Raw genomic sequence first — 21845 nt, forward strand, 5'->3', positions numbered from 1 at the left:
TCATGCTTCCTTGTTCCACAAGACAGCCGAGCCTTTCATCACGCCTACCGCCACCGCGAACAGCAGCAATATCGTGCCCGCCAGCAGCCACGGCGAAGGCAGCGCGGGCTGTGACACCAGCATGAACGCCAGCGAAGGCGTGATCATTACGCCGATGTTCACCCCCGCCGAGTAATAGCCGAGGTTGCGGTCCACGGTGTGACGGCTGGAGATACTGCTGACGTAATGGGTGATGCCGGGAAAGACGATCATCTCGCCCAGGCTCCAGAGCACGGTAGCCACCAGCAACAGCGCGCCGACCTGGCTGAAGCCCATCAGGAAAAACCCCACGCCGGCTACCAGAAACCCGGCCACCAGCGAGCGGCTGCTCGACAGGTGCGACATACGTTGGTTGATCGGCACTTCGAACAGAATCACCAGCAGTGCATTGATGAAAAAGATGATCCCGACGTAGTACGCCGGCAACTCGGTGTAATTGATGATGTAGGCCGACAGAAACGTCGGCGGCAGCGCATAGGCCACGTGCACCGGCAATGCCGCCAGCAAAATCACCAGCAAGCGCGAGCGCTCGTGCACTGCGCTCTCCGGCAAGCCGTTGCCCTTGCTGACGACGGCAGCCCCTTGGACCACTGGCACCGCACGCCCGAACCGCAGGCAGGCAACGAAGGCCACCAGGGACAACGCCGCGTTGAGGTAGAACACCGCGTCGGCGTTACTCAAGAAAATCAGGCTGCCCAACAGCGGCCCGATCGCCATGCCGATGTTGATCGCCAAACGGTTGCAAGAGAACGCCACTTTGCGCGATTCGCTGCTGCTGTGGGTGACCGTTTCGGAGAACGTCGCCGGCGTGAATGCCTCGTAGCAGGCCCCCCACAGAAACGACAGCACAAACAGCAGCGCCGTATTATCCACCGACGGAATGATCAGCAGCAGCAGCGCGTTAAGCAGCAACGAACCGAGGATCACCCGATTGGCGGAAAACCGTTTGATCACCCCGCCGATGATCAAGTCCACAAACAATGCGCCCGCGCCATAAACGCCCACCAGCAACCCTGCGGTTGCCGCCGACACGGCGTGCTGATGAATCAGGTAAGCCGCATAGAAAGGGAACGCCATGGTGCCCATGCGGAACACCAGGGTGATCAGGAACAGCAACTGCAAGCGAGCGTTGAGCCCGCGCAACGCGCGATAAGTGCCTATCATCAGCGAATCACATAGACGTTGTCTTTGTACTGGCGGATCTGCTCGTAATCCTGGTCGATAGTGCCCTGGCTATCCGATACCAGAAACACCCGCAGCGGGCTGCTGAGCAGGTCCACGGTCTTTTTCATCAGCTTGCCGGCCTTGTATTTGACGCTCAGCTTATGCACCGAAGGCAACGCCTCGATCCGGTGGATGGCCGATTCATTGAAGCCGGTAACCTCGCCTTGCAGCGTGGTGTCGGTGTTGATGACACAGGCCTCCTTGAGCTTGTGGTAGCGCTTGCCGGCGTAGTTGGCCTTGAACGCCTCACCGTCGCAGTACGCCAGGTAGGTGAGCTGCGCCTGGTTGCCACCCAGGCTGATGTCATGGAACCTTGGCTCCATGTTGCCGTTCAGGCGAGCACCGACTTCCACCAGCGCGGGGCCGGCTTCGGTGAGGATCACTTCCGAATGGGCCGGGCCGTTATCGATACCCAGCGCCTTGAGCGCCTTCACGATGTAGTCCACCAGCACGTTGGCCTCGGCGCTGTCCGGGGCAATCAGCACGTCGCGGTCGTAGATGTTCTTGCCGCCGCTGATTTCACGCTTCACATAGCGCCAGATCCCGCACACGTAAGTCTGCCCATCACGGCTGACGGTATCGACGATGTACTCCGGGCCCTTGAGGTAGGACTGGCAAAGAATTTCCGTGTTGGGCAGGCCAAAGATATCCGGGTTGGACACCACCTCCTCACAGGCGCGCTTGACGTCCTCGAGGTTGTGGCAGATCGAAACCCCGTCGGTGGATGCCGAACTCAGCGGTTTGATTACGCAGGGAAACACCTGACCGGCCTCGACCCAGGCCAGCAGCTCGGCGGGGTCCGAGGATTTGATCTGGCGTGCGGTCAACAGGCCTGCGGCGGCGACTTTGTTGATCATTTCAAACTTGTCGCGGCGAGCGCGTGAGCCTGCACTGCCGTTGGAGGTGGACAGTTGCAACTGTTCACTCAAGTAATCGGCGAATGGCACGCCCGGCTCCTGGCCGGCAATGACGGCGACTACATTGAACTCACGCAAGCGTCGCACTATGTCCTCGGCGTTGTCGTTGAGTGCCAGGTTGTGCTCGAACTCAGACAGGTTCGGCCCGAGCATGCTTGGCATCAGCTCGGGTGTACTCTGTACATGGATCAGGCTGAAACCGGCATCCCGGAAATACTGCGGCAGGAAATTACCGCTCGAGTAGACATCCACCAATGCGACGTACTGCTTCATAAGAATGTCCTTTTCAGTAATGAGTGGCGGTTTCAGAGGCCCGTGGCGACGCCACGTCATCGAGCGCCAGGAAAATGTTCTGCGGAAACTCAGCCACACGGTGCAACAGGTGCAAGTACCAGTTGGTGCCGTAAACCGCCGAAACCCGGGCCTTGACCTGGCCCTGGTCTTTTACCGCCTTGATCAGCTCAGGGCGCACGCCGTGGAGCATCTCCAGCTCACCTCGGTCGGCGATGCGGCTGGTGAGGATTTCTTCAACCAGCAGCGGGTCCTGGGTGGCGAAAGCAAACTGCCCGCGGCCACCATTGATCCGGTCCAGCAGCCCCAGGTAACGCTCGTTGAGCGCCTCGCCACGGGGCAAGGCAATGGCGGCAGGCTCAGCATAGACGCCTTTGACCAGACGCACCTTGCAGCCGGTTTCCAGCACCGCTCCCAGGTCATCCGGGGTTCGGTTCAACTGCGCCTGGAGGGTGATGCCCACGTTGGGAAAACGCCCGCTCAGGTGCAGGAAGATCTCGAGGATCGAATCCGTCCATTGGGAGCGCTCCATGCTGATGATCACGCCGACATCCTTATCGGCTGCATGGGCCAGGATCTTCGAGCAGTTCTCGACTGCCAGCTCGCGGGAAATGATGGTACCGACGTTCGACAAATCGAACCCCAACTGAGGAGGTTCACCGAGCTTGGGATGCTGGGCGATCAAGTCGATCAGCTGCAGGTATTCATCGGTTGCCGTGGTCACCTCGGCCAGCGTCGTCGCTTCCTCGCCGACGAACTCGACACCGGTGCGATAGCCTTTGGCCAACAGGGCCCCAAGCTTGTCGAGCATCTCCAGGCGATCTTCGGAAATGATGTAGCGAAGCGCCGCAGGTCGCAGGAAATCACGCAGCGTCTCGCTCTCCAGGAACAAGTCGCGGTAGGTCTTGTTCGCCGCCAGTTTCTTCAGGGCCAGGGTTGCCAGCAGGCTGTTATCTGTCGTGTTCATGGCATTAAACCCCGTAGGACTGGTTGAGCATGCGACGTGCGAAACTCGAATCGTCGGTGTGGTTGGCGATCTTGTGGGCGCGGAATTTGGCCGCGTAACTGAGCAGGGTTTCCTTGTGGCGGCTATGCCGGTCACGGGTAAAAATCCCCGCCCACAGGTTGTCCCAGCGTGCGTACTCGGGGTGCGACATCAGCAGTTTATGGGCCTTGCGCATGTTCCAGTGGGGAATCGACGGGTGCAGGTGGTGCACAAGGTGGTAGTTATCGTCGTGGCGGCCGAAAAAGAAGTTTTCCAGCGCGTTGCCTTTACGGTTACGGGTCAGCAGCAGCTTTTCGCTTTCAACGGCGGGCAACGGATAATGCTCGGCCAGCTCGATGATCCAGCCCACGGCCACGGCGGCCGTGAACAGCGGCACGAACCAGAACAGCACCAGTTCAACCGCAAGGCCAAACCAGGCAACCACTGCAAAAATCACTGCCCAGTAGGCCCACATCAGCACGCGTTCCTTGCGGATGCGTGCGTCCTGGCCCTGGAGCCGGTCCTTGACGATATACTTGATGTATTGAAGGGTGCGGTAACCCGATAACGCCATCACCACGTTCTTCAGGAAGAACTCGCGCTCGCTTTGCTGGAGGTCGTACAGGCCGCACTTGAGATGGAAATTGTAGTCCGGGTCTTTTTCCGGGTGCCCCAGGTGCACATGGTGGTTTTTGACGTGCGAGGTGCTGTAGGACTGGTAAAGATGGAAGATCAGGTACCCCGAGAGAAAGGTACCGGCAAACCAGTTGATCGCCCGGTTTTTCGCCAACAGTTTGTGACTTGACTCGTGCAACACGTTCGCCAGGGCACGTTGAGTGGTGCCGATGAGAAACAGCGAAACGGGATAAAACCAATAGCTGACGCCCACGGACAGATAAATGGCAAAGGCGATGATTGAATAATCCTTACCCAGTGCGATGGCCCAATGGTAGTTATCTTTCTTGCACAGGTGCTTGAGCATCCCGAAGGTTTCACGGGAAATACCCGCAGCGTTTTGGCCACCTGGCTCTTTGTTTTTATCGACCAGCATAATCACTCCATAATTAAGCGGCACGCTGCAACACTCGCATCGCGCGGAGCGACGATGTTTTTTCGGGTGTTGCGGCTATTGTTTTTTTGCCTGAGCTAAACTCATTGGCTGCAAAAAAACTAAAGCACCGCTTGAAAGTGAACAAGCTGCCCTTTTAGACAGGTAGCGCCAAATCACACACGCACGCGCACGCCCGCCGGTAATAAATCATCGGCGGGCGTGGCAATGGGGAAAGAAGTACCGGCGAATCAGGCCTGTTCGCGGATATAGCCCAGCTGCAAGGCTTTGCGAATGGCGGACTTGCCGTTGGGCACACTCAGCTTGCTGAAGATATTCTTCATATGGAACTTGACCGTACGCGGGCTCATTGAGACCAGAAGCGCTATTTCGTTGTAGGTCTTGCCCTGACTGGTCCAGGACAACACCTGCGTTTCCCGAGGTGTCAGCACGGTTTCCGGTACAACCGGCGGGAGCACGGTGGTGCTTTCCAACGCCTCGTCGTAAACCGAGACCAGCAGCATCTGCAGTTCACTTTTGTTGGCCAGCACTCGCTCGCGAAACTGTTGATGTTCGCCAAAGCTGCACAGGTTGAGGATGGAATAAAAGCCCCGGTTACCATGCACGATAAAACTGGCGCCCTCGCCGACGGGAGCACAGGGCCCTGGCACCGGGACCGCGTCTGCAGCGGGCGCAAGGATGTTTTCATCGCTCCAGAAAAACGGTTTTATGCGGCGTTTGGACAAGGACAGCAATTGACCGCGTTGGTAAAAGTCATCTGCAGCGTCACCACGGTCCAGCGCGTCGGGGTAGTTAGTGATGATTTCCGCTTCATCCAGCGTCGGCCCACATTGATAGACCTCGAAATGCCCGAGGCCGCGTCGGCTCAGCTCAACATCGAGCAATTGGCGCACATCGGTGGGCTGCATGAGCGTATTGTTATTGGCTTGACCATCGCTTCGCATGACTATCGTCCCTGATGAGTGACAACGGGTGAGGTTAGCGACCTGACCGGAGTGCTTCAATCCGTAAGCTTCCGATCAAAATCGACCTACACCGTAGGAAAATTCCTCTATATCAGGGAAAGAATGAAACATGCCTACCAACCTTGTCCAGTGCTTCCAGCGCTGAGCCGACCGCAAGCAGGCGCAGCAGCGTCTGGTCAGGCTATCTGTGTCGCAAACACTTCGCGAAACCGCTGCATTTGCTGCTTATTGCCTACCGTCACCCGCACCCACTGCGGCCAATCCTTCCAGACACGTCCTACCAGCACATTCTGCGCAGCCAGGCGCGCAACCACCTGCTCTGCCGGCTGCTTGACGTCGATCATGAAGCAATTGCTCTGGGAAGCCGTGCAGCTATAGCCCCGGCCCTTCAGCCAAGCGATGGTCTCCTCACGCACATCGGCATTGAGCGCCTTGCGCTGGCCCAGCAGCTTGACGTCTTCCAGGCTGGCATGGGCACCCAGCAGGCTGGCACCGGCCGGCACATTGTCGCCGCCAAACACCGCGAGGCGCTCCAGCAGCGAGGGATGGCCGATCGCCAAACCGAGGCGCGCACCGGCCATGCCGTAAATTTTCGAGAAGGTGCGCAGTACCAGCAGATCGTCATGGTCCTTGATCCAACTCACGCAACTGGGGGCGTCGCAGAAGTCGATATAGGCTTCGTCCACCACCAGCACGCTGCCTTTGGGTTTGTTCGCCAGCGCCTGACGGATAGCCTCGGTCGGCGTCAGGGTGCCGGTCGGGTTATTGGGGTTGCACAGGTACAGCATGCCGGCCTGGGGATCAGCCGCGAGCATCGCCGGTACATCATGGGCATGCTGGGTATCAAGGCTGACTTCGTGTACCGGCGCCTTGTTCGATTCGGCCGCCTGGCGCGGAACTTCATAGGACGGCGTGGCCATCACCAGGCCACGGGTTGGGTGGGTGAATGCCAATACGGCATAGCGCAACGCGGCCATGGAGCCGGCAAACACCGCCACATTGTCTTCGCTGATGCCTTGTTGTTGGGCAAACAGCGCAGCCAGCGCGTACATGTGCGGGTAGGGATAACGCCCGGCTGCCGCACTACCACGCTGCATCGCCTCAAGCGCCGCTTTCGACGGCCCATATGGGCTTTCGTTGTAGTTGAGCAATACATCGTCAGAGGCCGCCGGCGCAGGGCTTGCGACTGCCCAATCGAGATGCCCGAGCACAGGCAAGGCCGCGCCCAGGGCGAGAAGGGATCGACGACTGACGCTGACCATGGTGACTACTCCTTGTAGGCGGACGGGGGATTCGTACGGGTCATACAGAAGAGTATGACGAGGAAAATGTCGCCTGATTTAGCACCACCGGGTTAGCCGCCGTTACCGCAGCAACGGATATGTGCTCGCTCTGATTCAGCATCCTGGTCGGCTGTCAGGCCGCCATCGGGAGCAAGCCCCCTCCCACATTTGGAACGCGAGGTGTCAGTTAGAGAGGCTCTCGACTCCTGAGCCGCCACAGGTTCAGGGCCCTACCGCGAAACTTATGTGGGAGGGGCGGTGCGACGATTCGACTTGCTCCCGATGGCGGTGTGTCAGTTACACAGGCATTCACTGACACTGCCTCATCGGGGCTTGCCCCCTCCCACACTTTGATCGTCCTCTATCAGGTAGACCTCACCTGGCTCTGGATCGAGTTATTTCAACTGCAACTTGTGCTTCAGGCTCTGCATCACATCCGCCTTGTTCTGCAGGTACTCATTCAAGCCCCGCGCGCGCAGGTTGCACGCGTCACACTCGCCACAGCCGGTGCCAATGACGCCGTTGTAGCAGGTCAGGGTCTGCTCGCGCACCAGTTCCAGTTGCCCGTGGTAATCGGCCAGGGCCCAGGTCTCAGCCTTGTTCAGCCACATCAACGGGGTGTCGAGACGCACGTCGTATTCCATGCCCAGCTTGAGGGCCTGGTTCAGTGCCTTGACGAACTCGTCACGGCAATCCGGATATCCCGAGAAGTCGGTTTCGCACACGCCGGTGATGACGGTCTCTGCCTTCACTTGATAGGCGTAGATCGCGGCCAGGGTCAGGAACAGGATGTTGCGCCCCGGTACGAAAGTGCTCGGCAGGCTTTCGCCTGAGCTGTTCACGGTCGGCACCGGAATGTTGTCACGGGTGAGGCTGCTGATCGCCAGCTCATTGAGCAGCGACACGTCCATCACTTTGTGCACGGTGGCGCCCAATTGCTTGGCCAACTGCTGGGCAACTTCGATTTCCGCCACATGGCGCTGACCATAATCGAAGGTGATGCAGTGCACTTCGTCATACAGCTTCAGCGCCTGGATCAGGCAGGTGGTCGAATCCTGCCCGCCACTGAACACCATCACGGCTTTTTTACTCATTGCTTTGCTTCCTGCCTTCGAAGAATGGGGAATAGTTTAAAGGCCACTCAATAAAAAACCCCGCGCTCTTTCGAAGGCGGGGTTTTTCACTGCCAGACCACTCAGGGCGCGTACGTCAGCAACAGCTCTTTCGGCACTTGGAAATCCAGGGACATCATCACGCTGAGCGCGGTGATGGTGAAGATCGAGAACACGAACAGCTTGCGCGCCCAGACGGTGTCATCCACCGCCTTGTAGCCGGTCCAGGCCATGTACAACCAGTACATGCCCATGGCCGCGGCGACGGCGAGGTAGCTCATGCCGGCGTAGCCGCTGAAGGTCAACATCAAGGTCGCCACGAGGAAGGCCAGGATGTAGAGCAGAATGTGTTTCTTGGCCACCTGGATGCCACGCTTGACCGGCAGAACCGGAATCGACGCAGCCAGGTAGTCATTGAAGCGGAAAATCGCGATGGCGTAGGAATGCGGCATCTGCCACAGGCTGAACATCACCAGCAGCACCAGCGCGGCCATGTCGAAGCTATTGGTTACAGCCACATAACCAATCACCGGCGGCATCGCCCCCGACAGACTGCCCACCAGCGTGCCGTGTACCGACTTGCGCTTGAGGTAGAGGCTGTAGAGGCCGACGTAGATGACAAAACCGATTACGGCAAACAGCGCCGCCAACGGGTTGGCCACCTTGTACAACAACACCACGCCCGCAACACCCAGGACGGTCGCGAAAATCAGTGCCAGCTTCAGGGAGATAAGGCCCTGGACCAGCACGCGATTCTTGGTGCGCTCCATCTTGACGTCGATGTCACGGTCGATGCAGTTGTTGAACACGCATCCGGAAGCTACCACCAGGGACGTGCCGATCATTGCAGCCAGGAAGATGGCCAGATCGACATGTCCCTTGGAGGCCAGGAAGAAACCGCCCGCCACAGAAAGCACGTTACCGAAAATGATCCCCGGTTTGGTGATTTGGATAAAGTGCTTAAGCGACATCGGGTTTTACCTCACTTCGCCATCATGTAGGTGTGGATGCTGAACATGATCCACAGCGACAGACCAACCAGCAGAACGATCACCAGGCCTGCGAACACGAACGCAATCACGTTCTCGCGCTGCTCTTTGGAACGATCCAGGTGCAGGAAGTACACCAGGTGAACCAGGACCTGAATCACCGCGAACGCCAACACGATCATCAAGGTGATCGACTTCGGCAGGGTTGGGTACATCACCAGGCCGAACGGGATCAGGGTCAGGATGACCGACAGGATAAAGCCGATGGCGTAAGACTTTACGCTGCCGTGGCTTGAATCGTGGTTGTCATGGGAGTGTGCATTAGCCATTACAGAGTACCCATCAAGTAAACGACGGTGAATACGCAGATCCAGACCACGTCCAGGAAGTGCCAGAACAGGCTCAGGCAGCTCAGGCGGGTCTTGTTGGTGTTGGTCAGGCCGTGCTTATTAACCTGATACATCATCACCGCCATCCACAGCAGGCCGGCGGATACGTGCAGACCGTGGGTGCCGACCAGCGTGAAGAACGCCGACAGGAAACCGGAACGGTGCGGGCCGTAGCCTTCGGAGATCAGCAGGTGGAACTCGTTGATCTCCATGCCGATGAAGCCCAGGCCGAACAGGAAGGTCAGTGCCAACCAGCTCAGCACGCCTTTCTTGTTGCCTTTGTAGAAGGCCAACATGGCGAAGCCGTAGGTGATCGAACTGAACAACAGCAAGGCGGTTTCGCCGAGCACGTAAGGCAGTTCGAAGATGTCGTGGCCCGACGGGCCACCCGCTACGTTGTTTACCAGTACCGCGTACACCGCGAAGATCGACGCAAACAAGATGCAGTCGGTCATCAGGTAGAGCCAGAAACCGAAGACGGTTATTGGCCCCGAGTCGTGGTGATGGTCATCGTGCCCATGGTCATCGACATGGGCGTGTCCAGCATTGGTCACTAAGTTCGACATGGTTTAAGCCTGTTCCAACGAGGTTTCTACACGGTTGGCCGGGATCTTGTTCTCGGCTACCAGGCGAGCGTGCTGCTCGGCTTCGATGCGTTCGATCGTTTCGACCGGCACCATGTAGCCTTGATCATCACGGGCAGCGTGAATGATGAAGTAACCGATAGTGCCCACCAGGCTCGCGATTGCCAGCCACCAGATGTGCCAGATCATCGCGAAACCGAACACGGTCAACAGCGCACCCATCACCACGCCAGTGGCGGTGTTGTTTGGCATGTGGATCGGCTCGTAGTGCTTGGGTTGCTGGTACGCAGTACCGTCTTCCTTGGCTTCGGTGAACGCATCGATGGTGTTCGCGGTAGGAATCACGGCGAAGTTGTAGAACGGCGGTGGCGACGAGGTCGACCATTCCAGGGTGTGGCCATTCCACGGGTCGCCCGATTCGCACAGGTTCTGCTTGCGATCACGCACGCTGACGTACAGCTGGATCAGCTGGCAGGCGATGCCCACAGCGATCATCACCGCACCGAACATGGCGACGTACAGGTACGGCACCCACTCAGGGTTGGTGGTGGCGTTCAGACGACGGGTCATGCCCATGAAGCCCAGTGCATAGAGCGGCATGAACGCGACGAAGAAGCCCGAGATCCAAAACCAGAATGCAGCCTTGCCCCAACCTTCGTGCAGCTTGAAGCCGAACGCTTTCGGGAAGTAGAAGCTGAAACCAGCGATGTAGCCGAATACCGCACCACCGATGATCACGTTGTGGAAGTGAGCGATCACGAACAGGCTGTTGTGCAGCACGAAGTCAGCACCCGGGATGGCCAGCAGTACGCCGGTCATGCCGCCGATGGCGAAGGTGACCATGAAGCCCAGGGTCCACAGGACCTGGCTGGTCATGCGCAGACGACCGTGGTAGATGGTGAACAGCCAGTTGAATAGCTTCACCCCCGTCGGGATGGAAATCAGCATCGTCGCCAGGCCGAAGAAGGCGTTGACGCTGGCCCCCGAACCCATGGTGAAGAAGTGGTGCAGCCACACCATGAAGCCCAGTACCGAGATCGCGCCCGATGCATAAACCATCGAGTGGTGACCGAACAGACGCTTGCCGGTAAAGGTCGAGATCACTTCGGAGAAGATACCGAACGCTGGCAGGATCAGGATGTACACCTCAGGGTGACCCCATGCCCAGAACAGGTTCACGTACATCATTGGATTGCCACCAAGTTCATTGGTGAAAATGTGGAAATCCAGGTAACGGTCAAGCGACAGCAGCGCCATGGTAGCGGCCAGGATCGGGAACGAAGCCACGATCAGCACGTTTGCCCAGGTGCAGGTCCAGGTGAAGATCGGCATGTCCATCAGTTTCATGCCAGGGGCGCGCATTTTCAGCACGGTGGCCAGGAAGTTGACCCCCGTCAATGTCGTCCCGAGTCCTGATAACTGTAGCGCCCAGATGTAGTAGTCCACACCCACGCCCGGACTGTATTGCAGGCCCGACAATGGCGGATACGCAACCCAACCGGTCTTGGCGAATTCGCCGACGCCCAGGGACACGTTGATCAGTACCACGCCGGATACCAGCAGCCAGAAGCTCAGGGAGTTCAGGAACGGGTAGGCAACGTCACGCGCACCGATCTGCAGCGGCAAGGCCAGGTTCATCAAGCCGGTGAAGAATGGCATCGCCATGAAGATGATCATGATCACACCGTGGGCGGTGAAGATCTGGTCATAGTGTTCAGGCGGCAGGTAGCCAGGCGAACCCTCGGTGGCCATGGCCAACTGGGTACGCATCATGATGGCGTCGGCAAAACCACGCAGCAGCATGACCATGGCAACGATGACGTACATGACGCCGATTTTCTTGTGGTCGACCGAAGTCAGCCACTCGGTCCACAGGTAGGTCCACTTCTTGAAGTAGGTGATACCCGCAAACAGTGCCAGACCACCCAGCGCGATCATGGCGATGGTAATCATCACAATCGGCTCGTGGAAAGGGACCGCGTCCCAACTTAATTTACCAAACATCGTTTACTCCTCTGCCCCAGCAGTTGAATGCGCGCCTGTGTCAGAACCTTCAACCACGGCCACTTCTTTCTTCTCGTGCTTGACCGGCTTGCCTGGCTTCATACCTTCGTACTTGTCGACGATTTTCTGAAACAGGTTCGGCTCAAACGCGGAGTACAGGGCGACAGGGTTGTTCTGGCTTGGTTTGGTCAGGGCGTCGTATTCAGCTTGATCAAGCTGTTTAGGTGCGGCCTTGACTTCGGCTACCCAGGCGTCAAATTCTTCCTGGCTCGTCGAGATCGCTTTGAATTTCATGCCGGTGAAGCCAGCGCCGCTGTAATTGGCGGAGATGCCTTCCATTTCAGCTTTCTGGTTGGCGATCAGATGCAGCTTGGTCTGCATGCCTGCCATCGCATAGATCTGGCCGCCCAGGGCTGGGATGAAGAACGAGTTCATCACGGCGTCGGAGGTGATCTTGAAGTTAAGCGGAGTGTGCTCCGGGAACCGGATCTGGTTCACAGTGGCGATACCCAGGTCCGGGTAGATGAACAGCCACTTCCAGTCCAGCGCGACCACTTCGATGTTGATCGGCTTGACGTCCGATTCCAGCGGACGGTACGGGTCCAGTGCATGGGTGGACTTGTAGGTCACATAACCCAGGGCAATGATGATGAGGATCGGGACCAGCCACACCGCGATTTCGATCTTGGTGGAGTGCGACCACTTCGGCGCGTAGGTAGCGCTGGTGTTGGACGCGCGGTATTTCCAGGCGAAGGCGAAGGTCATGATGATCACAGGGATCACGACCAGCAGCATCAGCAGGGTGGCGGTGATGATCAGGTTTCGTTCATCCAGACCGACCTGTCCTTTTGGGTCGAGCAAGGTCCACTTGCAGCCTCCCAGCATTAACATCATGCCAAGCAGCGGCAAAAAGCCTAGTAATCGGGGGTACCTGTTTTTACTCATCTCACGACCTCTAAAGCAGCTTGCGCAATGCAGTTGGGTTTTGATCGCCAACACTTCACCCTGCCAAGGGTTGGCATTTCTCTTCGATTGAATAAGAGCCTGCCCGTTACGTCATAGCTGTACGTCGCACGGACCTGCGGTGAGTTCTTATTCGATTTCGTGGCTAAAGGCCTTGTTACAGACCAATTCCATTTGGTGCGGAAAGTTGAAAGGCTGCCGGAACCTGGGATCGCACAGAGCCTTCCATCTGCTCCTCGACCGCTCCAATGCTCAAATATTGAACAGCACCGGACATTCAGTGCGGGCGATTGTAGTTAGCTAGCGATGTATAAACCATGTCTGATAAAGAAATAATTTTTATCGATTACAGCAATAATACTTCACCATTCCTGCAAGGGTTCGCGATGTTATCGCGTTCAATTCTCAACAAAAACCACAAAAATTGCGCTGTTATTGGGCAGATTGCCACTCCCCTTACGCTGTGTAAGGGCATGGCAAACGTGGCAAAGTCCCCATAAAACAAGGCATTTGCAGAGCGCTCATGGGCTCAAACCTCACGCGCCCTGCGGTGTCTTTCAAACCACGAATTGACAGCACGTTTTGTGCCCCGGATGCAAATTCGGCAGCCGGTTCGGCCATTCAGAAATGCCCTGCGACAGCCTCCGTGTGACAACATGTCGCACGCTGCGCGCACTATTCATTGCCGCTCGTCACGGCTCTTTCACAAATCCCTACACACAAAAACGCCCCGGCCTTCACTCAAGGAGACCGGGGCGTTTTAGTGAACGGGTTCAGGCTTTGGGGTGACGATTACGATAGATGCACAGGGGCACCAGGATCGCCGTCAGCACGAACGCGACCAACGCCCATTGCGCCAGGGACAGGCCGAGGATCGGCGGATAGGGCGTGCTGCAGAAACCATCGACCTGAAAGCCCAGGGGAAACACTTTGGCCAGGGGCAGGTCATCGACGATCGGCTGCAACACATCGATGCCGCAGCTGACCTGAGGGAAGAACTGGGTGTACACATGATGACCGGCGGCAGCCACACCGCTCAGGGCGCTGAGGACCACCAACCCTTCAAAGAACGTGACCGCCCCCTTGCTGCGCATGGCAGCGCCGAGGAACGCGAAGATCGCGATCAACAGCAAGGCATAGCGTTGCAGGATGCACAGTGGGCACGGCGCTTCGCCCAGCACCACTTGCATGTACAGCGCTCCGCCGATCAGCGCCAGGCAGATGATGCCCAGCAACACCAGAAAGCGCCGCTCCCTGCCCAAACGCAATTCGTCACTCATCTCTGGTTTCCTTTGTCTGTTTGCCCAAGGGCAACAAGTTTACACACAGGCACCCGTTAAAACAGAGAGGGGTTAACAACGGATTAATCAGGAAAAATGAAGAACCCAATGTGGGAGGGGGCTTGCTCCCGATAGCGGTGGATCAGTCAGCTTGCCTGTCACTGACACACCGCTATCGGGAGCAAGCCCCCTCCCACACTGGTTCACTGTTGCTGTGAAGCAGCTTACTCCAGGGCAGCAGCCGGGCCGAAAAATTCGTAGCGGCTTTGTTTCTCGGGCACACCCAGGGCCTTGAGGTAGCGCTTGATTACCGCCATGAACCCCTTGGGCCCCAGGAAATACGCATCGATGTCGCGCGCCTCGGGCAGCCACGCCGCCAGTTGATCCTGGCTCAGCAGGCCGACCTTGTCCGCCGCCGGGCTTACGCCGTCATCCTCGGCATAGCAGTAGAAGCGCTTGAGCTGCGGGTGCCTGGCCGCCAGCGCGTCTACCCAGTCCCGGAACGCATGCACCGCACCGTTACGCGCGCAGTGGATAAAGTGCACCGGGCGCTCGGTAGCCAGGGCCGCTTCGAGCATCGCCAGGGTCGGGGTAATACCTACCCCGCCGCTGATCAGCACCAGCGGCTTGTCGCCGGCGGCCAGGGTGAACTCGCCCGAGGGCGGGAACAGGTCAAGGGTCGCGCCGACGTGCAATTGGTCATGCAAGTAGTTGGACACTCGCCCACCGGCTTCGCGCTTGACGCTGATGCGGTACAGGCCGTCATTGCTCAGGGCCGACAGGGAATAGTTGCGACGGACTTCCTCGCCGTCGAGCACCAGCTTCATGCCGATGTATTGGCCGGGCGCAGCGCTGAGGATCGGGCCGTTGTCCACCGGGGCGAAGTAGAACGAGGTGATCTCGTTGCTCTCCTCCACGCGTTTGACCAACCGGAACGGCCGCGCACCGCGCCAGCCGCCGGGCGCCTGGGCTTTCTCGTTGTAGATAGCCGCTTCGGCACCGATCAGGATGTCCGCCAACTGCCCATACGCCGCGCCCCAGGCGCTCATCACCTCAGGGGTGGCAATCTCGCTGCCCAGCACTTCGGAAATCGCCCGCAGCAGGCAGGCCCCCACGATCGGGTAGTGTTCCGGCAGGATCTGCAAGGCCACGTGCTTGTTGATGATTTTGGCCACCAGGTCGCCCAACTGGTCCAACTGGTCGATATGCCGCGCGTACATCAGCACGCCATTGGCCAAGGCGCGCGGCTGGTCGCCGCTGGCCTGGTGGGCCTGGTTGAACAGCGGGCGAACTTCGGGGTATTCGGACAGCATCATGCGGTAGAAATGGGTGATCAACGCTTCGCCACCGCTTTCCAGCAGGGGCACAGTGGATTTGACGATGGCACGGTCTTGGGCGCTCAGCATGGGAGACTCCTGGGTCTTTTCATTCGTTGCCCTCAGGTACTCAGTAATCGTGCCAACTAATAAATTCATGTTTTTCAGCAACTTAAATACAGCATAGTCAGAATGACTTCCTACAGTTTATAGTCATAAGGACTACAAGGAGTCATTATGACTGCACAATCGCTGCTCACCACCCTGCTGCCCCTCGTGGCCGACCTGTCACGGGACTTGCCCGAAGGCGAGCGCTATCGACGCCTGCTGCATGCCATGCGCGCCCTGCTGCCATGTGATGCCGCCGCCTTGCTGCGCCTGGAGGGCGAATGGCTGGTGCCGCTGGCCGTGGATGGCTTGAGCGCCGATACCTTGGGTCGGCGCTTCAAGATCAGCGAACACCCGCGTTTTGCGCTGCTGCTGAGCAGCCCCGGCCCTACCCGCTTTGACAGCGACAGCGAATTGCCCGACCCCTACGACGGCCTGGTGGAAGGCCTGCACGGGCAGCTGGAAGTGCACGACTGCATGGGCTGCCCGTTATTTATCGACGACCAGCCGTGGGGCCTGCTGACCCTGGACGCCCTCGACACCGAGCGCTTCGAACGGGTCGAACTCGACGCCCTGCAAGCCTTCGCCAGCCTCGCCGCTGCAACGGTCAACGTCGCCGAGCGCATTGAGCGCCTGGCGTTGCGCGCCGAAGACGAACACCAGCGCGCCGAGATCTACCGCCAGGCCAGCAGCCAGCAGCACAAGGAAATGATCGGCCAGAGCAAGGCGCACAAGCGCCTGGTCGAGGAAATCAACCTGGTGGGCGGCAGTGACCTGACCGTGCTGATAACCGGTGAAACCGGGGTCGGCAAGGAGTTGGTCGCCCAGGCGATCCACGCCGCGTCGTCGCGTGCCGACAAACCGCTGATCAGCCTCAACTGCGCCGCGCTGCCCGAAACCCTGGTGGAAAGCGAGCTGTTCGGCCATGTACGCGGTGCCTTCACCGGCGCGCTGAATGAGCGCCGGGGCAAATTCGAACTGGCCAACGGCGGCACGCTGTTTCTGGATGAAGTGGGCGAGCTGTCGCTGAGCGTGCAGGCCAAGCTGCTGCGGGTGCTGCAAAGCGGCCAGTTGCAGCGCCTGGGGTCGGACAAAGAGCATCAGGTGGATGTGCGCCTGATTGCCGCCACCAACCGCGACCTGGCCGAAGAAGTGCGCCATGGCCGCTACCGCGCCGACTTTTACCACCGCTTGAGCGTCTACCCACTGCAAGTGCCTGCGTTGCGTGAACGCGGGCGCGACGTGTTGCTGCTGGCCGGTTTTTTTCTGGAACACAACCGCTCACGCATGGGCCTGGGCAGCCTGCGCCTGACCAGCGATGCCCAGGCGGCGCTGCTGGCCTACGACTGGCCGGGCAATGTGCGCGAGCTGGAACATTTGATCGGACGCAGTGCGCTCAAAGCCCTGGGGCATTGCCGCGAACGTCCGAAGATTCTCAGCCTGAGCGCGGCGGATCTGGACCTGCCTGATGTCAGCGCAGCCGCCATCGAAGCACCGGCCGCTGTCGCCCGCGACGTCACCGGCGACCTGCGCCAGGCCACCGAGCATTACCAGCGCCAGATCATCAACGCCTGCCTCGAACGCCATCAACACAACTGGGCCGGCGCCGCCCGAGAACTGGGCCTGGACCGCGCCAACCTTGGCCGCATGGCCAAGCGCCTTGGCATAAAATAACCAGGGTCAACCCGGTCAATGTGGGAGGGGGCTTGCTCCCGATAGCAGTAGATCAGTCACCTTATGTGCAACTGATATACCGCTATCGGGAGCAAGCCCCCTCCCACACTAGACAGGCTTTGCATCGAAAATTGGGTTGGCAGGCCGAGGCTTGCGAAACACCAACACATTACCCAACATCACCAGCACCAATCCCGCCAGGGCCGGTGCCGTCCATTGATAACCCTCGGCAAAGGCCGATACGTTCAGCGCCACCACCGGGAACAACACGGTGCAATACGCCGCCCGCTCCGGCCCCATGCGGCCGACCAGCGTCAGGTAGGCGGTAAAGCCAATCACCGAGCCTGGAATCACCAGGTACCACAAGGCGCCGATGTAACGCGTGCTCCAGTCCATCTCGAACGGAATACCGCGTACTGCGCAATACGCCGCCAGCATCGCCGCACCATAGGCCATGCCCCAGGCATTGGTGGTCAAGGGCCGCAGCCCGGCCTTCTGTTGCAGGCTCGAGAGCATATTGCCCGCCGAAAAACACAGTGTGCCCAGCAAGGCCAGGCCCAGGCCGAGCAGGGTCTGTGGGCTGGCGGCGTGCCCTGCCAATTCGGGCCAGAACAAACAGCCCAGGCCGAGCAAGCCAAGGCCGCCGCCCATCAACACATTCCGCGCGACCCGCTGGCCGAAAAACACCCGGGCATTCAGCGCGTTCCACAAGGTCGCCGTGGAAAACACCACCGCCACCAGGCCGCTGGGAATCCACTGGCTGGCGGTCAGAAAACACATGAAGTTGACGCAGAACAGGCACAGGCCCTGGGCCAGGCAAATCAGGTGCCCGCGCCGGTTCATCACCTGCAGCCGGCGGCTGAGCAGCAACAGCACGAACAGCACCAGGGCCGCCAAGGCGAAGCGGTAAACGATCGACACGGGAATCGCCACCACGCCCAACTGCCATTTGAGCGCGATCCAGGTCGTGCCCCAGATCAGTACAGTGAGTACATACAGGAAAAGGTTCATAGCGGGCTCCGGTGAGTGAGCCACAGTGTCGCGTTTTCCGTGTGCGACGCTCTTGCACATTCTTGCGCTTTTTCAGGGGGCGGGGATCACAGCGCCATGACGGCGGAGTAGGATGCAAAACGTCGGAGAACACACCATGCCAGAGCTGCAATCGCTGCACGTCTTTCAAGCCCTTAACCGCTCGCCCAACGCACGCCTGGAAGCCTGCGCCGAGCTCGGTGACGGTTTGTCTGCGGCGTTGTGGAGCAACCACCACGATGCTCAGGATTACCAGGCGCCCAGCCATCACACCTTGTCATGCTACGTCGGCGGCGGTACCGGCACTTTTCGCCGTGACCAACCGGGCACCAAGGGCGGCCCCGACAAACTGTGCATCCTGCCGGCGGAGCATCAATCGGCCTGGGTGATCAATGGCGAGATTCGCCTGGCCCATGTCTATTTCAGCCCCGAACAATTCGCCCTCGGCTGCGTCACCCTACTCGACCGCGAACCCCGTGAACTGCAACTGCGCGAAAGCACCTTCCTCGAGGACGCCAGCCTGGCCGCACGCTTTCACCAGTTGATCGCCCTCAACTGGCAGGAGCCCGGTGAGCGCCTGCTGACCAGTAGCCTGGCCCATGAAATGCTCAGTCACACCCTGCTCAGCCAGGTCGGCGCCCGCGAAGGCCTGCGGGTCAAAGGTGGGCTGGCCGCGCACCAGCGACGGCGTTTGGTGGAGTACATCGACCATCACCTGCAGGACGCCATCAGCCTCGGCCAACTGGCCGGCCTGTGCGCGCTGTCGGAATACCATTTCGCCCGCATGTTCAGGCAAAGCTTCGGTCTGCCGCCCCACCAATACCTGCTGGCGCGCCGGCTGGCCCGTGCCAGGGCGCTGTTGCGCGACAGCGCCCTGGCCGTGGGTGAGATTGCCTGGCGGTGCGGGTTCTCCAGTGCCAGCCATTTCAACCAGCGCTTCCGCCAAGCCATAGGGGCGGCACCTGGGGACTATCGCCAGGCCTTTCGCACCTAGCCCATCAAACCCAGCGTCTTGGCCTTGGCCACTGCCTGGGTGCGCCGCTCTACCCCGAGTTTGCTGTGGATACGCCGTGCATGGGTCTTGACGGTGTGCAGGGAGATATACAGGCGCTCGGCAATTTCCAGATTGGAGTTGCCCAGGGCGATCAACTGCAGCACTTCCAGCTCGCGCAGGCTCAGCGGATTTTGCGTGGCGCCGACTGGCGCGGCTTGCGGTTCCAGCCCCAACTCACTGAGCAACCCCGGCGCACGCAAACGCAACTCGCGCACCGCCTGCTGCACCTGGCAACGCGCCGCCAGTTCCAGGCCGGCTTGCAGGGCCGCGCGCGCCCGCGCTGGCTCGCCCAGCCGCCAGGCCACCTCCCCCAGCACCAGCTGCAGTTCGGTTTCCAGGCAGAGCATGCCGCGTTGGCGGGTGCTGTCGAGCAAAGCGCCAAGCCGCTCGAGCGGGTGTTCGGCGCAGCCCAGCCTGACCTCGGCCAGCACCAACAGGTACTCAAGACGCGGGATCAATTCCAGCGTGGCCGGCGGCGCCTGCTTGGCGCAGGGCCCATGGAAGTGACGCAACACGCGGCGCATCGCTTGCACCGTCAACTCCGCGCGCCCTTGCTGCAACCAGAAATGCGCGCTGACCAACAACAGCACCGCGCGGTACACCAGGTCGGGGACGTGACGCTGCTGCATCAGCCGCTCGGCATCGCGCAACTGTATAAACGCCTGGGCGTAATCACCGCGATTCGCCGCCAGCAGCGCCAGCCCGAGAAACCCGTAGAGCACCCGCTTGTCCTGGCTGTGCAGGCAGATGTTCAAACCAGCCTCGAAACACTCATGCGCCAAGGCGTCCTGCCCTTGGCGCAAGGCGAGATGCCCACGTCGCAGGGCGATACGCCCCATCAGCGGCCCAGCCTGCAAGCGTTGCTCGACCAGCATCGCCTGCACGCTTTCCAACAAACTCTGCGCCCGGTAAGGCGCGCCGCGTTGTTCCAGCAATTGGGCGTGATCCAACTCAAGCAAGGCTTCCAGCACCAGCGAACCGTGTGCGCGGGCCAGGCACAGCGCTTCGCGATTCAGCGCTTGGGCCACGTCCAGCTCACCGCGCAGCATGGCCTGCTGGGTCAGGCCCGACAGGCACATCAGGCGTGACGTCCAGGCACTCTCGGGCAAGGCTTGCAGGGCCTCGAGGAAATGCTCGCGGGAACCCTCGGCATCGCCGCTCAGGTGCAGTAACCAGCCGACTTGCGCCTGCCAGCGCGCCACCAGATGCCGCTGCGCCGCCGCCGTCGGTCGCGGCGAGAATCGAGCCAACTGGTCGATGCACACCGCCGCCTGCTCGAACCGCCCGGCAAACAGCAGTGCCGCCGTGACCAGGCCCACCAGCGGTGCCGAGCCGAGCATCAGTTCATCGCCATGCTGCTCATGCAGGCGCAACAGCAGCACAGCATTTTTCCCGCGGAACAAGTCTTCGAAACTGAAGTGCTGCAACAGGCTCACTGCGCCCTCATATTCCTGCGCCAGCAGCGCCTGTTCGAAGGCCGCCTGCCAGTCCTGCTCGGCGCTGAACCACTGGCACGCGCGCCGGTGCCAGGCGCGCTTGGCCGGCCAGGGTTCTTCGCGCAGCAAACGCGCCAGGGGCGCAAAAATGTGCAGCCAATCGGTGGTGCCTTCCCAGGGTTGGATAAACGCACCGAGCGCTTGAAGCTCGCGCAGGTACTGAGCGCCGTCACCCGAGCCGAACAGGTGTTCACACAGGCCGGTATTGAAGCGCGGCAGGTTGGCCAGCACCCGCCAGGCTTCGGCCAATTCCGCCGGCAAGCTGCTGAACACTTCGTGTTGCAGATAATCGAGCAGGGTTTTATCGGGATGGCCGTCACCGAGCAGCGCAATACGCACCCCGGCGCACCATCCGGCGCTGAATTGCATGATGTGGTCGACGCTCTGCCCTGGGCCGAGCAACGCCTGGATTTCCGTCGCGCTGAACGAAAGTTCGGTACTGCCGCACTCCAACAATTCGTCATCGAGCAACAGGCGCGGCCAATTGCACGCCGGCCGCCGCCGCGCGCCCAGCCACCAGGTCAGCGCCGGGCTGCTGGCGGTGAGCAACCGGTCCAGCAAGGCGTCCAGTGCAGGCGCGGGCAGCCGGCAAAAATCGTCGAGGAATAGCCACGCCGTGTGTTGCCAGCGCCCCAGGTCCAGCAATAACGTCGCTTCATCGGTGTAAGACAGCCCAAGGCTGTGGGCCAGGCGCCGGGAGAAGTCCACGGGGCATGCAACCACGCCATTGAGCGCCAACCAGTGAACCTGGCACCCGGGCGGCGCCTGCAACGCGCACTCGGCAAGCAACGCGCTTTTGCCACTGCCGCCCGGCGCGCACAGCAGCTTCACCCGCGCCGGTGCCGCGAGCAAAGGCGCGGCCAGGCGCGGGCGCAGCAGATGGTGAGCGGACAGCCGGGGCATGAATCCAGGACGGTCCAGGCAGCGTGTCATGGCGGTCATTGCTGCATCCTGCTTTTTTATTGTGATGCAACCCTAGTCCTGTGGTGGGCGGTTGTTGAAGAAGTATTCAGCGGGGTGATTGAAAGATATGCGCAAAACCCAATGTGGGAGGGGGCCCCCGAATGATCATTC

General features: G+C 59.9%; 18 protein-coding genes. 2 read left to right on the forward strand and 16 right to left on the reverse strand.

Annotated features, from left to right (window positions below):
• From C4J84_RS21070 to hmpA, 14 genes are all read right to left on the reverse strand, one after another.
• The gene (locus C4J84_RS21070) at positions 1-1203 is read right to left on the reverse strand and encodes an MFS transporter (RefSeq protein ID WP_124436035.1); all 1203 of its coding nucleotides are present in this window, start codon (positions 1201-1203) and stop codon (positions 1-3) included.
• Positions 1203-2453 (reverse strand): ATP-grasp domain-containing protein, encoded by a 1251-nt coding sequence (locus tag C4J84_RS21075; protein WP_124364335.1) that lies wholly within the window; start codon positions 2451-2453, stop codon positions 1203-1205. The genes C4J84_RS21070 and C4J84_RS21075 overlap by 1 nt, the downstream gene beginning before the upstream one ends.
• 13 nt (positions 2454-2466) lie before the next feature.
• Positions 2467-3438 carry a proline dehydrogenase family protein gene (locus tag C4J84_RS21080; RefSeq protein ID WP_124368295.1) on the reverse strand — a complete coding sequence of 324 codons (972 nt, stop codon included), beginning with the start codon at positions 3436-3438 and terminating at the stop codon, positions 2467-2469.
• A 4-nt stretch (positions 3439-3442) separates the two neighbouring features.
• Positions 3443-4507, reverse strand: a complete 1065-nt coding sequence (locus tag C4J84_RS21085; protein WP_124364337.1) for a fatty acid desaturase family protein — start codon at positions 4505-4507, stop codon at positions 3443-3445.
• Between the two features lie 248 nt (positions 4508-4755).
• Positions 4756-5469 carry a LuxR family transcriptional regulator gene (locus C4J84_RS21090; RefSeq protein WP_124436036.1) on the reverse strand — a complete coding sequence of 238 codons (714 nt, stop codon included), beginning with the start codon at positions 5467-5469 and terminating at the stop codon, positions 4756-4758.
• Between the two features lie 197 nt (positions 5470-5666).
• Positions 5667-6752, reverse strand: a complete 1086-nt coding sequence (locus C4J84_RS21095) for a pyridoxal phosphate-dependent aminotransferase (protein WP_124436037.1) — start codon at positions 6750-6752, stop codon at positions 5667-5669.
• A gap of 416 nt (positions 6753-7168) precedes the next feature.
• The gene (queC, locus tag C4J84_RS21100) at positions 7169-7867 is read right to left on the reverse strand and encodes a 7-cyano-7-deazaguanine synthase QueC (RefSeq protein WP_124436038.1); all 699 of its coding nucleotides are present in this window, start codon (positions 7865-7867) and stop codon (positions 7169-7171) included.
• 101 nt (positions 7868-7968) lie between these two features.
• Positions 7969-8856, reverse strand: a complete 888-nt coding sequence (gene cyoE, locus C4J84_RS21105) for a heme o synthase (RefSeq protein WP_124364341.1) — start codon at positions 8854-8856, stop codon at positions 7969-7971.
• An 11-nt stretch (positions 8857-8867) separates the two neighbouring features.
• Positions 8868-9203, reverse strand: a complete 336-nt coding sequence (gene cyoD, locus C4J84_RS21110; protein ID WP_124436039.1) for a cytochrome o ubiquinol oxidase subunit IV — start codon at positions 9201-9203, stop codon at positions 8868-8870.
• Positions 9203-9829 (reverse strand): cytochrome o ubiquinol oxidase subunit III, encoded by a 627-nt coding sequence (locus C4J84_RS21115; protein WP_057723999.1) that lies wholly within the window; start codon positions 9827-9829, stop codon positions 9203-9205. Before C4J84_RS21115 ends, cyoD begins: the two co-directional genes overlap by 1 nt.
• Positions 9830-9832: 3 nt before the next feature.
• Positions 9833-11851, reverse strand: coding sequence for a cytochrome o ubiquinol oxidase subunit I (gene cyoB / locus C4J84_RS21120; protein ID WP_124436040.1), 2019 nt, complete (start codon positions 11849-11851; stop codon positions 9833-9835).
• A gap of 3 nt (positions 11852-11854) precedes the next feature.
• Positions 11855-12796 (reverse strand): ubiquinol oxidase subunit II, encoded by a 942-nt coding sequence (cyoA, locus tag C4J84_RS21125; RefSeq protein ID WP_124359764.1) that lies wholly within the window; start codon positions 12794-12796, stop codon positions 11855-11857.
• Positions 12797-13587: 791 nt separating this feature from the next.
• Positions 13588-14094, reverse strand: a complete 507-nt coding sequence (locus C4J84_RS21135) for a disulfide bond formation protein B (protein WP_124436041.1) — start codon at positions 14092-14094, stop codon at positions 13588-13590.
• Positions 14095-14318: 224 nt separating this feature from the next.
• The gene (gene hmpA, locus C4J84_RS21140; protein ID WP_124436042.1) at positions 14319-15500 is read right to left on the reverse strand and encodes an NO-inducible flavohemoprotein; all 1182 of its coding nucleotides are present in this window, start codon (positions 15498-15500) and stop codon (positions 14319-14321) included.
• A 147-nt stretch (positions 15501-15647) separates the two neighbouring features.
• Between hmpA and norR the strand changes: the two genes are divergently transcribed.
• The gene (gene norR, locus C4J84_RS21145) at positions 15648-17192 is read left to right on the forward strand and encodes a nitric oxide reductase transcriptional regulator NorR (protein WP_124436043.1); all 1545 of its coding nucleotides are present in this window, start codon (positions 15648-15650) and stop codon (positions 17190-17192) included.
• A 108-nt stretch (positions 17193-17300) separates the two neighbouring features.
• Here norR and C4J84_RS21150 read toward each other — a convergent pair whose 3' ends face one another.
• Positions 17301-18203: a DMT family transporter gene (locus C4J84_RS21150; protein WP_124436044.1), complete on the reverse strand. Its 903-nt coding sequence runs from the start codon at positions 18201-18203 to the stop codon at positions 17301-17303.
• A gap of 136 nt (positions 18204-18339) precedes the next feature.
• Here C4J84_RS21150 and C4J84_RS21155 point away from each other — a divergent pair, with 136 nt between their 5' ends.
• On the forward strand, positions 18340-19215 hold the full coding sequence (locus C4J84_RS21155) for a helix-turn-helix domain-containing protein (RefSeq protein WP_124372474.1): 876 nt from the start codon (positions 18340-18342) through the stop codon (positions 19213-19215).
• On the opposite strand, the gene C4J84_RS21160 is transcribed toward C4J84_RS21155, so the two are convergent.
• Entirely contained in the window at positions 19212-21713 is a 2502-nt protein-coding gene (locus tag C4J84_RS21160) for a LuxR C-terminal-related transcriptional regulator (protein WP_124436045.1), read from the reverse strand. The genes C4J84_RS21155 and C4J84_RS21160 overlap by 4 nt on opposite strands.
• Positions 21714-21845 lie beyond the last annotated feature (132 nt).

The sequence above is a fragment of the Pseudomonas sp. R11-23-07 genome (assembly GCF_003852295.1).
Taxonomy (GTDB): Bacteria; Pseudomonadota; Gammaproteobacteria; order Pseudomonadales; family Pseudomonadaceae; genus Aquipseudomonas.

Coding starts and splice junctions, on each gene's coding strand:
- C4J84_RS21070 (WP_124436035.1), bottom strand. CDS start 1,203: ATGATAGGCACTTATCGCGCGTTGCGCGGGCTCAACGCTCGCTTGCAG.
- C4J84_RS21075 (WP_124364335.1), bottom strand. CDS start 2,453: ATGAAGCAGTACGTCGCATTGGTGGATGTCTACTCGAGCGGTAATTTC.
- C4J84_RS21080 (WP_124368295.1), bottom strand. CDS start 3,438: ATGAACACGACAGATAACAGCCTGCTGGCAACCCTGGCCCTGAAGAAA.
- C4J84_RS21085 (WP_124364337.1), bottom strand. CDS start 4,507: ATGCTGGTCGATAAAAACAAAGAGCCAGGTGGCCAAAACGCTGCGGGT.
- C4J84_RS21090 (WP_124436036.1), bottom strand. CDS start 5,469: ATGCGAAGCGATGGTCAAGCCAATAACAATACGCTCATGCAGCCCACC.
- C4J84_RS21095 (WP_124436037.1), bottom strand. CDS start 6,752: ATGGTCAGCGTCAGTCGTCGATCCCTTCTCGCCCTGGGCGCGGCCTTG.
- queC (WP_124436038.1), bottom strand. CDS start 7,867: ATGAGTAAAAAAGCCGTGATGGTGTTCAGTGGCGGGCAGGATTCGACC.
- cyoE (WP_124364341.1), bottom strand. CDS start 8,856: ATGTCGCTTAAGCACTTTATCCAAATCACCAAACCGGGGATCATTTTC.
- cyoD (WP_124436039.1), bottom strand. CDS start 9,203: ATGGCTAATGCACACTCCCATGACAACCACGATTCAAGCCACGGCAGC.
- C4J84_RS21115 (WP_057723999.1), bottom strand. CDS start 9,829: ATGTCGAACTTAGTGACCAATGCTGGACACGCCCATGTCGATGACCAT.
- cyoB (WP_124436040.1), bottom strand. CDS start 11,851: ATGTTTGGTAAATTAAGTTGGGACGCGGTCCCTTTCCACGAGCCGATT.
- cyoA (WP_124359764.1), bottom strand. CDS start 12,796: ATGAGTAAAAACAGGTACCCCCGATTACTAGGCTTTTTGCCGCTGCTT.
- C4J84_RS21135 (WP_124436041.1), bottom strand. CDS start 14,094: ATGAGTGACGAATTGCGTTTGGGCAGGGAGCGGCGCTTTCTGGTGTTG.
- hmpA (WP_124436042.1), bottom strand. CDS start 15,500: ATGCTGAGCGCCCAAGACCGTGCCATCGTCAAATCCACTGTGCCCCTG.
- norR (WP_124436043.1), top strand. CDS start 15,648: ATGACTGCACAATCGCTGCTCACCACCCTGCTGCCCCTCGTGGCCGAC.
- C4J84_RS21150 (WP_124436044.1), bottom strand. CDS start 18,203: ATGAACCTTTTCCTGTATGTACTCACTGTACTGATCTGGGGCACGACC.
- C4J84_RS21155 (WP_124372474.1), top strand. CDS start 18,340: ATGCCAGAGCTGCAATCGCTGCACGTCTTTCAAGCCCTTAACCGCTCG.
- C4J84_RS21160 (WP_124436045.1), bottom strand. CDS start 21,713: ATGACCGCCATGACACGCTGCCTGGACCGTCCTGGATTCATGCCCCGG.